The sequence below is a fragment of the Polaromonas sp. P1_G4 genome (assembly GCF_056405475.1).
The window spans coordinates 1-15091 of the sequence record NZ_JBFUCA010000041.1; the positions used below are offsets into that span (position 1 = coordinate 1).

The 15091-nt window shown below is 63.5% G+C and carries 3 protein-coding genes; 2 read left to right on the forward strand and 1 reads right to left on the reverse strand.

The window, feature by feature from the left end; genetic code table 11:
* Positions 1–87: 87 nt before the first annotated feature.
* On the reverse strand, positions 88–13449 hold the full coding sequence (locus tag AC1D1X_RS03800) for a LysM peptidoglycan-binding domain-containing protein (RefSeq protein ID WP_477697853.1): 13362 nt from the start codon (positions 13447–13449) through the stop codon (positions 88–90).
* A 309-nt stretch (positions 13450–13758) separates the two neighbouring features.
* Between AC1D1X_RS03800 and AC1D1X_RS03805 the strand changes: the two genes are divergently transcribed.
* Both AC1D1X_RS03805 and AC1D1X_RS03810 read left to right on the forward strand, forming a co-directional pair.
* Entirely contained in the window at positions 13759–14910 is a 1152-nt protein-coding gene (locus AC1D1X_RS03805; protein WP_477671725.1) for a hypothetical protein, read from the forward strand.
* Positions 14907–15091 (forward strand): hypothetical protein (locus tag AC1D1X_RS03810; protein ID WP_477697854.1); only part of this gene is annotated, 185 nt, incomplete at its 3' end. The genes AC1D1X_RS03805 and AC1D1X_RS03810, both read left to right, overlap by 4 nt.

Here is a 15091-nt window from a genome sequence, read left to right on the forward strand (position 1 = left end):
GTACCGAGTTTGCCTGCCATTTCTTCTAACGGCATAACACCTGAAACCTCCACTGTAGCTAGTATGTTTCTCATCGAATTTCACCCATTACTGTCTACCTCGTAAGAAGTAATATTGAGATCCCGATTTTTTTGCCATTTCAGCCGTGCTGAAGACCCTGAACCCAGGAAGTTCAGTTTTCATACCTCCAAGAATTGGACTACTCTGCATGGTATTCCCAAACTCCTGAAACGTACTCTTCAATGATCCATCCAACTTAGTTATATCCCTGAAGAAAGTCTTTTTCGAAAACTGAGCGGCCAAATCATCGCTAACGACGAAGAAATCGGCGTCGTAGCCTTGCGGGCCTGTGTAGGGTTTACCATTTTTTGTGGCGACGGTGCCATCAAATGCAACTCGTTCGCCATTCACGCCCAGTTTCGTGTCGTTCTTCAATCCATCAACAAGACTTCCTCTAAACCCAATACGCGCATTAGGGTCAAGTCTTAATATACTTTCAAGCGACGGCTGTGCTGCATCGCCGATTGTTTTTACGATTTGAGCACGAGACGCATCTCCTTGCACCACCAAGCTATCTTCGAATGACAGGGGCAACCTATTTGCCCCCGCCTCAATTGCCATCGATTCCTTGAACGCAGCAATAACCTTTGGAACTCCGCCAAACATTATGATGTCCTCTCCAAACGAGGAGAGGCCCCCCACATTGTCCCCACGATCAAACGCAAGCAATGACCTGACACCCGGCAGGTTCTTGAGAGTTTCAATGCCCACCGCACCAGGTCCGTACTGCTTTACGGCGCGACCAAAATCACTCATAGGCTCGTAGTTGCTATCGCTCGGAATAGCCCCCTCAGCCTTCAATCGGGTGAACTCGCTGTAGCCTATCAAATCCCCAACAGCACCGCCGATAGCAATGGTGCCATTGACAATATCCGGGACTAAACCTTTGCCGGTTTTCGCATAGTCCGCACCCACCACCCATTTTGCAGTCTTCCCTGCAGCAGACAGGACATCATCCAGCGTTATCGGTCGATCTAGCGGAATAGCGGGATGTGACAAGTATCGATCCATAAGATCCACTGGGTCGTCATAGTTACGCCAGCGATCCGGGCCTGCCTCACGCGCAATGGCATCCGCTTGACGTTTTGCAAAGTAGGTCCCGCCCATGGCCCCACGGCCGGCCACCTCTGGCGATACCACTACACCAGCCAAGGTTGTATCGTCGGGTATTTGTAAAACTTGACCTGCACCAAGATCGTGGCGAGAGGCCAGCCCGTTGTATTGGGCAAGTTTGTCCAGATACGCTGCGTCGTTCCGACCCGTAATACCTGACAGAGTTTGACCAGTCTTGACAGTATGAGTTGGCGGCGCGCGATAGTTGTCGCTTTGAAGATCCATCCCGTTGATATCGTCCAGGCCACCCAACTGGTCCCCCTGCGCTACGTAGATTGGATTGGCTGCCCGTCTATTAGCTACGTCCGCAGCCCAACTCTCACCCCCATTCCACGGCTCATTGTTACTGCCTCCCCCAACTGTCTGGTCGTAACCCACCGTACTTGATTCCAAGTTGTCTCGGAACGCCGAGCCCAACGCATTCCCGAATGCATCCGTCGCAATCTGCTGCACGGCAATCCTACCGCCCCGGGCAATGGCGGTGGCCGTGCCTGCGGCCAAGCCGGTCAACATTCTTGCCGCAAAGGGGTTGATATTCGTCTTGCCGAGCCTCTCGCCAACCTCAAAACCCACACCGGCACCCACGGCGCTGGCAGCCACACCACGCCAATCAAAATGGTCTTGCAAACCGGTCGCGACAGACACACCTTGCGTTATCGCATTGCCAACGGCCGAACGCACCATGACATTGCCGAGGCTGCCGGCTTGTMCGCCCAGTGGCGCAAAGCCTGACAGGGCACCGCCTACCCCGCCACTGATCGCGGCCAAGGCAACGCCATCCCAGTTGAAATCCTGCTGCATGCCGGTGGCAATGCCAACAGCCTGACCGGCAATGGAGCCAATCGCGCTGCCAATCGCGCCGGCTGCAACAGCGACACCTATTCCTGCGGCGCCTCCCAGAACGGCACCACCGGCGGCCAATGTTGCTCCAAATGTGGTGGCTCCAGCGGTCCCAAAGGCAACACCGCTCGTTGCAGCAGCGGTTGCCGCTGCCGAGCTCCCCAGCGCGCCAGAGGCCGCCATAGCGCCAGCGGTATAAATTGCGGCCACCACGACGATGGCAATGACAAGGACCTGCCCAAAGAAGCCGCACCCGTCATCGCCGCTCTGCGCCGCAGGCGGCGGAGGCGTCGGCAGGTTGGGCGTGGTGTCGCCCACGATCGCGCTCGGGTCGTAAGGCTTGAAGGTATTGGCGTTGTTGTTGATGGTCCCGACCCGGTTGGGGATGGTCAGGGTCTGGCCTATCCTCAGGTCGCTGTCGCTGGCCAGGCCATTGGCTTCGGCGATGCGGTACCAGAGCGAGCTGTCGCCGTAGGCGCCCCTGGCAATGCTTTGCAGGGTGTCGTTGGGCGCCACGATGTAGGTGCCCGGGCTGGGCTTGGGATAGCTGCCGTTGATGGGCTGGTAGCCGAAGTTGAAGTCCACCACGTTGGCGCCATTGGAGGCATTGCCGTAGCGGCCCAGCACTTCGCCCGCAACGATGAGCTGGCGCTGAACCTGGCCGTTCTGGGCGGTGTACAGGGCCTTGCCCGACGCATCATTGACGAAGTTGCGGTTGACAGCGCCGTTGGTGCTGTCGGTGATGGCCGTCAGGTTGCCGTTGACGTCGTAGTAGCTGCTGGTGGTGCCGGCCGAGAAGTAGGTGCTGGTGCCGTAGACACTGGCTTCCTTGTAGCCGTCAAAGCGGTTTTGCGCGTAGCTGTAATAGTTGGTGTAGGCCGTGCCTTCGTAGTTCTGCAACGCGTAGCTTTGTAGGTTGCCTGCGGCGTCATAGCTGGTGTAGTTGATGTCGTACTTGGCGCCGTTGTCGCTGCGCAGCACACGCTGGTACAGCATGCGCCCGTTGGCATCAAAGCGGTTGATGCGGGTTTCGCTGCCGCTGGCGCCTGATGCGCCGCCTGTGAGGGCATTGACATAGCCTACCGGCAGGGTGCCTGCGGGGCCCGTCTGCAGAACGCKGCCGGCTCCGWCGTAGTAGCGATAGTCCAGGTGCACACCGTCGCGCACCACGCCCATCAGGCGGTTCAGGCCGTCGTAGCCGTAGGTCTCGACGGTGGTGCCCTGGTTGGCGTAGTAGTCGGTCCGGTAAATCGGCGTGTAGCCGACGACACCCCAGGTCGTGATCAGATTACCCGACTCGTCATAGGTGTAATTTCCCGATTCATCCAGCACGGGGATGGCGCCATAGACGGCGTCGTAGTGATCGACCACCTGGCCAGAGGTAACACGGTTGCCATAGTAGGTATCACTCATCCGGTTTCCGCTGCCGTCGTAGGTGATGCGGTGGCCTGTGGTGCCCAGGTTGCCGGCGGCATCGACCGCATCGACCACGGTCTGCCGGTTCATGGCGTCGTACTGGAAGTAGCGGTCCGCATCCACCGCGCCGCCCCCGTTGATGACGTGGGTCTGGATACGGGTACGGTTGCCCATCTTGTCGTATTCCAGGTTGATGAAGGCGCGGGTGTCGCCCACCCAGCGCAAGCGGCCCAGCGCGTCATAGGCCATGGAGTTGTCCTGGTAGGTCACCCCGCCCTGCACCACTTTTTCGCGTACCGAATGGCCACCCAGGTCCCACGCATAAGTGGTGACCTTGCCCATTGCTGCGTCAGTGTTACGGACCAGCTGGCCGGCAGCGTCGTAGGCGTATTGCAGGTTCTGGCCGCGGGTGCTGGTCTGTGAAACCAGCTGGCGCGCATTGTCGTAGGCATAGGTGAATTTGGCGCCGCCCAGATCGGTGTGGCTGTAAAGCTGGCCGAAGTAGTCGTAGTTCCAGGTGGCGCTGTTGGTGTTGGCGTCAACCTCGGCCGACTTGCGGCCGCGCAGGTCAAAGGTGGCCTTGACGGTCTGGCCCAGGGGCTGGCGGGTCGCCACGACGTTGTCGAGCATGTCGTAGGCGTAGCTCAATGTCTCGTTGTTGCCATTGGTCGAGGTGAGCTTGCGGCCCGCCTGGTCCCAGGTGCTGGTCTCGGTGATGGCGCGGGTGTTGACATACGCCAGCCAGTTGGATGCGCCTACGGTGTACACAGCCTCTGTTGGCCGCACCGTGCTCAGCAGGCGGTTGAGTTTGTCGTAGTTAAAGGTGGTCACAAACGCGCGCGCGTCCCTGACCTGTACCTTGTTGCCGAAAACGTCATACCGGTAACTCACCACGCCCGCATCGGCATGGGTTTCCTTGACGAGGTTGCCGGCGGCGTCAAACTCCTGCAGGTTGCTGTTGCCACGTGCGTCTGTCATGGCCAGTTGCCGGCCCATGCGGTCGTAGTAAATGGCGGTGACAGGGCTGGCCGCACTCTGGTTTCCGTCGGTATCGGCCTGGCTCTGGCGCACGATCTGGTTGTTGGCGTTGTAGCTGTAGGTGGTCTTCCAGCCCGGGGCCCGCGGGTCGTTGATCTCGAGCACATTGCCCCAGCGGTCGGTCTTCTGGTTGACGACCGGCCGGCTCCACTGGCTGGTGCCCGCCGTTGCCGCGGACACCGGCACAGGCAACCAGCCCGAGCTGGTTGTGGCACCGCCGGAAACCGTTGTCAGCACCTGGTATTCATAGGCCGCGAGGTTGCGCGTTCCGGCGTCATAACGCAGTGCGTCGCCGAAGTTCACAAGGCTGACAGTCTCAACCGGTGTGGTGGCGCCAGCCGGGCGCAACTGCAGCTGCAGCGTGGTCGACGCATCTGTCGGCGCCGTCAGCTCAATGCTGCTGCCGTTGGTGCCGAAACTGCTGCGGTCGGTGATGAGCCGCCAGTTGCCCTGGTAATCTTTTTTGTACAGGCGCATGCGAGTCACAGCAGAAAGGCCACCCACCACGCCGGAGTCGACCCAGCTCATGGTCATGCCGCTGGGAGCCTGGTCCCCGGTCAAAGTGCGGGTAATGCTGGAGGCGACCGCGCCCACATATGAGCTGGTCCCAATGACGTTGCCGGATTCGTCCTTGGCGGGGGTATACGTGCCGTCTTCACCATAGACCATGGTCTGGCCCGACACGTAGGTGTAGGGCTGGGTCACGTAGTCAATCGTGACCTGAATATCGCCACCGCCGAGATTGGCCAGAGACGACCAGCTCAGGTAGACGTTGTTGCTGCCGTACCAGCCGGTGCTGTTGCCATTCCAGTCGTATGCGGGATAAGAAACGGAGGCAATGCCCGCGTTGGCCTGGTTCGCACGGACGGCCACACCGCCCTGGCTTGTCAGGCGTTCGGCCTGGAGTTGCTGGGTGACGTGGCCGAGCGCGTCATACTGCACGTCGGTGCGCCGGACATCGGCCAGGCCGGCTACCTGGTCAGCGCTCGTATACGCCAGCAGATTCAGGTTGCCGCGGCCGGAGCCCGCGCTGCGGATATCGGCCGTCTGGTTACCCTGCAAATCGTACAGAGAAACCTTGGCGATACCGTCACCGCTGTTGGTGCGCCAGAGACGGCCAGCGCTGTCGTAGTCGAAGTACTCTTCGCGCCCGCCATTGATGCCCTTGCGCGTCATCTCGCCGAAGGCGTTGTATTCGACGGCGGTGTCCACCACGCCGGCCTGCGCCTGGTTGACGGTGGTGATGCCGGAACCGTTTGCCTGCGCCGGGCTGCCTTGCCACTTCATGGCCCAATTGCCGACCGCATCCTGCTGCCACACGCGTATGGTGAACAGCTGCGAGATACCGCCGTCGACGGAGCTGGCATTGCCCCACGCCAGCGTCACGCCGCCAGCCGCATTGGCCGCGTTGAAGTCGCGCGTCACACTGGCCGCGTGAGAATAGCCGCCGTCGAAAAGAAGAACGCCGTTTTCATCGCGGCCGATGTACTGGGGTACGGCCACGGTCTGGTAATCCAGCTGGACCCGCACAAGGCCGCCGCCGGCGTCAATCAGCGACGACCAGCCGAGTGTTGCGCTATTGCCGGCGCCTGTCAGCGCATAGGCGCCGCTTTCGTCATAGGTAACGTAGGTGTAGGTATCCGAGGAAAACCCCGTTGTCAGGCCGCTCTGCAGCACCGTGGTGGAGGCAGGATCGATGACGTGGGTCTGGCGGCCCAGCTTGTCATATTGGTAGACGCGGAATTTGGTCCTGGCGACGCCGTCATTGCCGGTGACGGCTTGCCACTCCTTGGCGATGTTTCCGTGCGCGTCGTAGGAGCTGTAGTGGTTGTAGCCCAGTGCGTCGGTCACCTGGGTGGCATGGCCCGAACGGTCGTACGCGGCCAGCGTCGTACGGTCAGAGCCGGATGCCGCGCCCTGCGTGAACGCTGTGGCGGTCGCCACTGCCGCGCCGTTGGCGAGTTCCACCTTGCTGACCACGTTGCCATAGGCATCGCGGCGGAACAGCGTGAGCGGTGTGAGGACCACGTTGGTGCCCGGCGTGACCACGTCGATGCGCGAGGGCTCGGCCACCGCTGTCACGCGACCCATCGCGTCGTAATAGCTGTAAGTGGTGGCGCCGGTGGCGTCAGTGGTGGCCGTCTTGTTGCCGACGGCGTCATAAAGGTAGCTGGTGACCGCGTTCCCGCRCACGCCGGTGGTGCTGGCGGTGGAGACGCTGTACAGCACATTGACGCGCGTGTCCGACAGCTTGCGGTTGCCGCGGTCAAAAATCGAGGTCGTCTTGCGGTCGTCGTTGGCGGAAACAACAGGAGCCGGCGCCGCGGTGTGAGCGACGGAGCTGTTCCAGCCCACGATGGCGCTGGCGTACTCGGTACGGTCCACGACATTGCCGGCTGCATCGAAAGCCTGCGTCGTCAGGTAACCCAGGGCATCGACGATGGCCGTCTGCCCTCCCCGGGTGTCATAGAAATACTCCGTCGCGGTCCAGGTGTCGGTGACGGCATTCTTGAGCAAAGCGACACGGCTGAGGTCGCCGAAGGCGTTGTAGCTGTTGCGCGTGGTCTTGCCTGCGGTGAAATACTGCGCGCCCGCGGTGGCTGTTGAATCGTAGGCGTAGCCCTGTGGCTCAATCACCTTGGTGACGCGGCCCAGGCGGTCGTACTCGGTCAGCAGAATGCGGTCGGTACTATGGCTGAAGCCGACCGCGGCCAGGGCGGTGCCGATCTGCGTGCTGCTGAGCCGCGCGGGGTTGCCGGTGAGCAGCGTGGTGGCCGAACCGTAACGCGTCAGCGTGGTGACTTCGCCCCAAGTGTCGCGCGCATAGCCCGTCACAAAGCCGAGGGCATCGACGTCATAGCTGAGACGGCCGAGCCTGTCGTAGGCCTTGTAGCTCATGGCGCCGGCGACGTCGCGGTTGGCGACGGCATTGCCAAACACGTCGTAAGTGGTCTGACTGCTCAGCGTCTGCAGGGTTTCAGTGCGGGTGGCAAGCCCGGTGGCGCCGTTGACGGTGACGTTGTCGCCAGCAGCGTTGTAGACCGAAACCGGCGGAAAGATCGTCTTGACCTGGCGGCCAACAGCGTCGTACTCGTAACTGGTGGTGCGCTCTTCGGCGCGACCCAAGGCTTCGGTACGCGACAGCAGGTTGCCCAGCGCGTCGTACGTCATGCGGGTCACGATGCTGGCGTTGCCGCTGAGCGCGGGGTTGACTTCCAGCTGGCCGGTCGTGGCATTGACCTGCAGGCCGGTCACCGCAACCTGGGGGGAGGTCTCGGTGACGAGACGGCCGGCCGCGTCGTAGCCGTAGTTCCAGGTGGCGCCGTTCTTGTTGGTGAACGTGAGCTTTTCACCGATGGCGTTGTAGGTATTGGATTCGGTGAAGCCCAGGGCATCGGTGCTACTGGTCAGGCGGCCCGCGGCGTCATAGACGAAGCTGCTGCTGCGGTCATTCGCGGCCGAAGCAACGATGGCCCCTGCGATCGCGGTGGCCGTGCTGGCCGTTGCTGCCGGTATGGCCAAGGCATATTCGGTCACACCCTTGATGGCGCCGTTGCCGTCGTACACCGTCTTGCGGACATAGCCCAGGGCGTCAACACCGTAGACCTGGCGATTGCCGGCGTCGAACGCGCGCTTTTCCACGCGGTCGTTCGCCGCGCTGGCCACCACCAGCAGCGCGACGGCGGAGGTCGAAGCCACGGCCGGCAGGGTCGACACGTCCACCAGCGCGGCATAGCGCCGGGTCTGCACGGCATTGCCGGCGACGTCAAACGTGGTTTCGGTCGCGGCCCCACCGGCATCGATGCGGAAAACCTGGCGATTCGCCCGGTCGTAGGCAAAGCGCTCGATGCGGTCGTTGGCGGCACTGGCAACCACGGCGGCCTGAATCGTGTCGGCATCCGGCGTGGTTGCGGCCACGGGCGGCGTGACGGCTGTTGCATAGGCCAGCCTTTGCGCCACATTGCCGTTGGCGTCGTAAATGAATTTCGTCACGCCGCCCAGCGCGTCGACGCTGAAGGTCTGGCGGTTGGCCTTGTCATAGGCCAACACGGTGATGCGGTCGGCGGCGCTGGCCGTGACGCTGGCCGGCGCGGCTGAGGCGGCGATGGCCGTGGCGTACTGGATGGTCTTGACGGTGTTGCCGTTGCTGTCGTAGACCTGCTTGACGACGGCGCCTGTTCCGTCGACGGACAGCACAGCGCGGCCGAGCTGGTCGTACACAGTGCGCAGGCGCTGATCGTGTGCGGCATCGGCCACCGGCGCGGGCAGGGTACCCGCCACCCAGGCACCACCACCGGACATCGCCACGCGGTTGGCATAAGCCACGCGCTCAATGACGTTGCCAGCCGCGTCATACACGTACTTGACCACCTCGCCCAGGGCGTTGACCGTGGCCGTGAGCCGGCCGTCCCTGTCGTAGACGCGGTTCTCCACCAGGTCCGAGCCCGCGGCGGCAAGCACCCTGGCCTGGATTTGCGCCACGCTGGCGGCCGCCGGCAAGCCGGCCATATCCGCCGGTGTGATAGCCGTTGCATAGACCGTGGTCTTGACGACGCGGCCTTCCGCGTCAAAGCCGCTCTGCCTGACGTTGCCCGCCGCATCGACGGTGAACACCAGCCGGTCTCCCGCGTCGTAGGCGTAACGCGTGAGGTTGCCGTTCGCATCGGTGGAACTGGTGACGTTGCCGGCCTTGTCGTAGGCATAGCTGCGCGTGAGGTTCAGGCCCGTCGGGTCGACCTGCTCCAGAGTGCGGCGCCCGAGCTTGTCGTAGGTGTAGCGGGTGACCGTGCCGCGGGGGTCTGTCACCGTCAGCGTCTTGCCGCGCCCGTCGTAGCTGTAGGCCGTCACGAGGTTCAGGCCCAGGGGGTCGACCGCCTGCTGGGTCAGCTGGCCCTTGAGGTCGTAGCTGAACTGGGTGACGATGCCCAGCGGGTCGGTCACGGTGACTTGCTGGCCTTTGGCATCGTAGCCGTAGGTGGTGGTGAGGTTCAGGCCCGCCGGATCGACGGTGCGCGCCAGAACCCGGTTGGCGGCGTCATAGCCGAGCACCACCAGGTTGCCGTTGGCGTCCGTCGTGCTGGCCAGCCGGTTGCTGCGGTCGTAGCTCTGGCTGGTGGTGGTCAGCGCTGTTGTCGTGGTGAGCAGGTTGCCGTTGAGGTCGTAGGCAAAGCTGGTGGTGTTGCCCAGGCCGTCGGTCACGCTCTGGGTCTGGCCCAGGCGGGTCTGCACCGTCGTGACGCTGACGCTCTCGGGCGTGGTGACCGTGACAGAGCGCGCCACCTTGTCATAGCTGTAGCTCGTGACCTGGCCCAGGCCGTCGGTCTGCGTGAGTACCCTGTCGAAGGCGTCGTAGCTGCTGCTGCGCGTGACATTGAGCGGGTCAACGCTGGTGACGGCGCGGCCCAGCCTGTCGAAGGTCCGGGTGCTGGTGTGGCCGTTGGCATCGGTGCTGCTGGTCAGCCGGCCGAAGGCGTCGTACACGGCGGACGTGATGGCGTTGATGCCGCTGGCATCCAGCACGGCCCCGGTCGCCAGGCCGCGCCGGTCTACCGTGGTGGTCCGCGTCAGGGTTTGCGATGCGCCCAGGTCCTGCACGCGGCTGACTTCATTGCCGAAGGCGTTGTAGCCCAGGGCGGTGACATTGCCCAGCGCGTCGGTGCTGCTGGCCAGGCCGCCGAAGCTGTTGTAGGCATAGGTGGCCTTGCTGTCGAGCGCGGCATTCACCACGATGGCGGCGGTGAGCGCGGCATTGACCAGCCCGCCGGCATTGGCGCCTGTCAGCCCGGCCAGGTTGATGCGGGTGCCGTAGCTCACCGTGGACGTCAGCTGCCCCAGGGCGTTGTACTGGCTCTCGCGTACCTCGCCGAGCGCGTTGACCGTGTGCGTCAGATGCCCGTCGACGTCGTAGAAGAACAGCGTCTTATTGCCGTAGCCGTCGGTCGTGCTGGTGCGACGGCCCGCGGCGTCGTAGGCGTGGGTCAGGCCGTATTGGCTCCAGACGGCGTCGATCTGCGCCTGCGTCAGGCTGCCCGTGAGCAGCGCGCTGCCGACACCGGTGAGCTCGCCGACCAGGCGGCCCTGCAGGTCGTACTTCGCTGTCAGCGTGCGGGCCTCGGAGGTGCCGGCGGCGGACACCTTTTGTGTCAGGTTGCCTGTGCTGTCATACGTGAACTGCGTGACGGTGCCGGCGGCGTCGGTTGACGTGACGACGCGGTTCAGGAGGTCGTAGGTAGCGCTGCTGCTGCGGTCTTGCGCGCTGGCGGCCGGGCGAAGATCGGCAACCGTCGTGCTGGAGGTGAAGGCGGCCAGCGCGCCGGCGCTGACAGCCGTGGCGTAGCGGATGCTCTGGGTGAGGTTGCCGTTGGCGTCGTAGACCTTCTCGGTCAGGTAACCCTCGGCATCGATTTCGCCGGCCACCTGGCCCTGGGCGTTGAGCACCAGGCGTGTGGTGATGTCCCTGGCATCCGTGGCCGGCAGAAGCTGGGCCAGCGTTCCGCTGGCGCGCAGGGCCTGGGCGGTCACCGTGGCGTAGGCGGTGCGGCTGGCCAGGCGCCCGGCGCTGTCGTACCTCAATTCCGTGAGGTAGCCTTCGGCATCGAGGCTGGCGCGCAGCAGGCCGTCGTCGTCGTAGAAGTTTCTCTCGACGCGGTCGGCAGCGGCGTTGGCCGTGGGCGCAACACTGCCGGCGGCCGGTGCTGCACCCAGCGCCGCGGTTGAGATGAGGTTGGCGTAATGCGTGACGGATACCAGGCGGCTGGCGCCGTCGTACTGCATCTCGGTGACGGCGCCCTGGCCGTCCACCGTCTTGAGCAGGCGGCCGGCGCTGTCGTAGACGCGCCAGGACTTGAGGTCGGCGGCAACACCGGCCGGCCGCACCGCCGCCAGCGACGGGTTCAGCGGCTGGCCGGACCCGTTGACGAGGCTGGCCACATTCACCGCGCTTGCGTAGGCAATGGTCTGCGTGACCTGGTTGTTCTTGTTGTAGACGTATTCCGTCAGGCTGCCGTTGCCGTCGATGTCGGCGGTCTTGCGGCCGGCTTCGTCATACAGCATCCAGGCCCGCACGCCGCTCGGGTCCTGCGTCATCGTGAGACGGTTGTCGGCGTCGTAGACGTAAAGCGTGGTGCCCAGGTTGGCGGTCTGCGCGCTGCTTTGCGTGACGCTGATGAGGCGGCCAGCCGCGTCATAGGTGCTGCTGGTCGACAGGCCGTTGGCGAAGCTGACGGTGGTTTTGCGGCCGGCGTCGTCGTAGCTGGTCAGCGTGGTCTGCCCCAGCGCGTTCTGCACCGACAGCACGCGGCCCAGGCCGTCGTAGGTGTACAGGCTGACGCCCGCCGTCCCCGAGATGGTCTTGAGCAGCAGGCCGGCCTGGTCGTAGATGTATTGGGTCGTCGACTGGCTGCCGTCGGCAACGCCGTTGCCCGCGGCGTCGACCCTGGCGTACACCGTGACCGACTGCAGTTGCCCGCGTGCGTCCAGCACCCGGTCGGAGCGCGTGCTCAGGAGAAGGTTTTGCGCGCCGGCCCAGGTGGCCATGGCCGCTTCTGTGGGCACGGCCGTGGCGCCCAGGGCGGCCACGTTGTAGGCTGCCGCGCTGTACTGGATGCTGGCAACCTGCTCGCCCCAGGCGTTGTAGCGGAACTCAGTCACGCGCCCTGTCGGGCTGAGCACAAACCTCAGGAGGTTTTTGTTGGCGGCGTCGTAGACGTAGCGCGTCGTGAGCGGCAGGGCGGGCTGGCCGGCACCGGCGCCGTCCGGGTCGGCCACGGTATAGGTGGACTCGGTCAGCAGCTGGTTGCGGGCATCGTAGGTGCGCGTGACGGTGTTGCCACTCGCATCGCGCTGCAGGACCTGGTTGCCGTTGGCGTCGTACTCCATCGCCGTCGCCTGGCCCAGCGCGTCGGTGACCTGGGTCAGGTCGCCGGCGGCGTTGTAGGCAAAGCTGCTGACCCGTGCCACGCCGCCGACCGCGGGTGCCGTGATCTTGGTGAGCTGGCCTGCGCCGTCGTACTCGTAGCTGGTGACGAGGCCGAGCGGGTCGGTCACCGTGGTGCGATTGTTGACGGTGTCGTAGCTGTAGCTCGTGGTGTGGTTGAGCCCGTCCCTGACGGTGGCGACCCGGTAGTCGGCGCCCACTTGCACGTAGGTGAACGTCAGGCTGGTGCCGTCGCTCTGGGTGACGCTTGCCACGCGGGTGCTGGCGCCGTCGTAGGTGTAGGTGGTCTGGTAGTAATAGTTGTCTGCCGTGCTGGCGTCTTCCGGACTGAGGTCCACTCTCACCGAAGATAGGCGGTTGCTCGTGTCGTAGGCATAGGCCACGCGGGTGAGGGTCGTGCCGTCGGCCCTGACGGTGCGCACTTTGGAAACGTTGCTGCCCACGTAGTCGAGGTAGGTGACGTCGCCGCTGGCGCTGGTCATGCTGGAGAGCAGGCCCGAGGCGTTGTAGGCGTAGCTGGCGCTCGTGCCGCTGGCGTCGGTGGTGCTGGCCAGCCGCCCGGTGGCGGCCTCATACGTTTCGGTCAGGCCGGTGTCGCCGTCGGTCCAGACGTAGTCGCTGCCGACCGCCTTGATGGTGTCGTAGGCGCCGGCGCCGTCGGTGCTCACATAGGCGAGCCTGCCAGCGTCCCAGCTGTAGACCGACTCGCTGCCGTCCCGGGCGGTGCGGGTGAGGGTGCTGCCGGCAGCGTTCAGTGTGCCCGCCAGTTTCACCTGCTGGGCATAGGCCCCCATGGACCAGTTGTCGGCATTGTCGTCGTTGAGCTTGCCCTGGCTGTTGTAGGTGCGCAGCGCCGTCAGGTTCACGCCGTGCGCAACCAGGTAGTCGTCCCGGTCCTGCAGCACCAAATTACCATTGGCCACATTGACAAACGCCTGCTCGCCGCTTCGCCCCTGGCCGGCCGCCCCCAGCAGCCCGCCTCGCCCCAGCGTGGCCAATGACGTTGAACCCAAGCCCAGGCTATTGCCGCTGACGATCGCAACCATGTGATCTACCTAATGGTGAACCGCCGGCTCGGGCCCCTGCCCCTCACCCCTCCTCCAACCCTTTGGAGAACTGCTCAACGGTATTTCATCAATACATCCTCACATTTACCACTTTGTTTAGGAAAATTTGCATCCGACCGCACGCGCCGAAAAATCGCTAAACAAATTCAAACCGGCATGGATATATTGATAAGCGCCGCTGGCATGGACGCTGCGACCCTGCGCGTATCGGCATTCAGCCAGGGCGGCTCCACGCCCTTCACTTTCTGACCGGTATCCCACAGGCAGCATCACCCCGGAGACTCTTCCATGTTTATCGCGATCACCATGAACCACATCCGCGCCGTCAAGGCCTGGGCAGAGGCTCATGACGCGCTCGTCAATCTCAATGTGTTGACTTTTGAGCTGGAAGTGAAGGCGCGCAACCGGTACTTCACACTGCATCCCCAGTTCCTGGCGCGCATGGACGGTCAGTTAATGCACGTCCCCCAGATGGTTCGCGAGGCAACCGGGTTTATCGGCTGGCTGCCTTACCGCCCCCTGCGTTGGCCGCTCGCTTCGGACAAGCTCGTCTTCAAAAAGCGCCTGGCGGAGTCCGGGCTCCCCACGCCCCGCATGTGGCCGACGCCGGGCGAGGCGACGGCCGCCTTCATCGTCAAGCATTCGGTCGGGTCTTTTGGCGAGGAACTGGCCGGCCCCTATCATCCTGGGCAGGAGCCCGATGCGGCGCGAATGCAAATGCTGACGAAACAGGGCAGCACCGGTAGCCTGTACGCGGAATCGTTCGTGCACGGAACGAACATCAAGGTCTGGTTCTGGGGGGCGCGCGCGTTCCATGCGCAGTTGCATCCCTATCCGTTGATACACGGCAACGGGCGCGACACCATCGCAGAGCTGATCGACGCGCGCCTCAAAGACATCAAGCAAAGCTGGGCCGACTACCCTGAAAAGCAGGCGGTGGAACAGGCACTTGCTTATCAGGGCCTGGACTTGAACACCGTACTGACGCCAGATATGTCTGCCTGGCTGGACTATCGCTACGGACGCCGTTTCGCGCCGGATGCGGCTACGGAAGAGGAAGACAATTTCCTGCGTCACATGCCTGCGACTCAAATAGCCCAACTGGAAGTAGCCGGCCAATGGATCGCCGCAGAGCTGCGAGAGGAACTCAGCGCACCTGTTTTGTGTTCGCTCGACGGCGTGCTCGACACGGACGGAAAGATCTGGTGGCTTGAGGCCAATTCGAACCCCATTTTCCCGCCGACCGGCTATTCGGCCATGTTTTCAACACTTTTCGGCACACCCATTTCCGCCCCGGAACCCGGCTCTGCCATGGCACCGGCATCCGGTCAGACCATACCGAACCCAATGCGCGGGTCACCAGGCGGCATAGCTATTCCGGCGGAACGCCCCGCGCAGATCAGGCTTAGCCCGGGCATCGGCGAAAGGGTGTCGGCATGAAGCCTGAATTTTCTGCGTCCGGTTCGCCAATCCCCGCGCCATCGGCTACCAGGATCGGCGGCAACCGAAATCGCGTTCTGAATCACCGCATTCCCACCCAGGTGCAGGCCTGCCTTGACGCTGCAGACCGTTTGTCGCCCATGTTTTCCGGCGCCAGCCGTATCCGCAGCAAGGGCCGCCT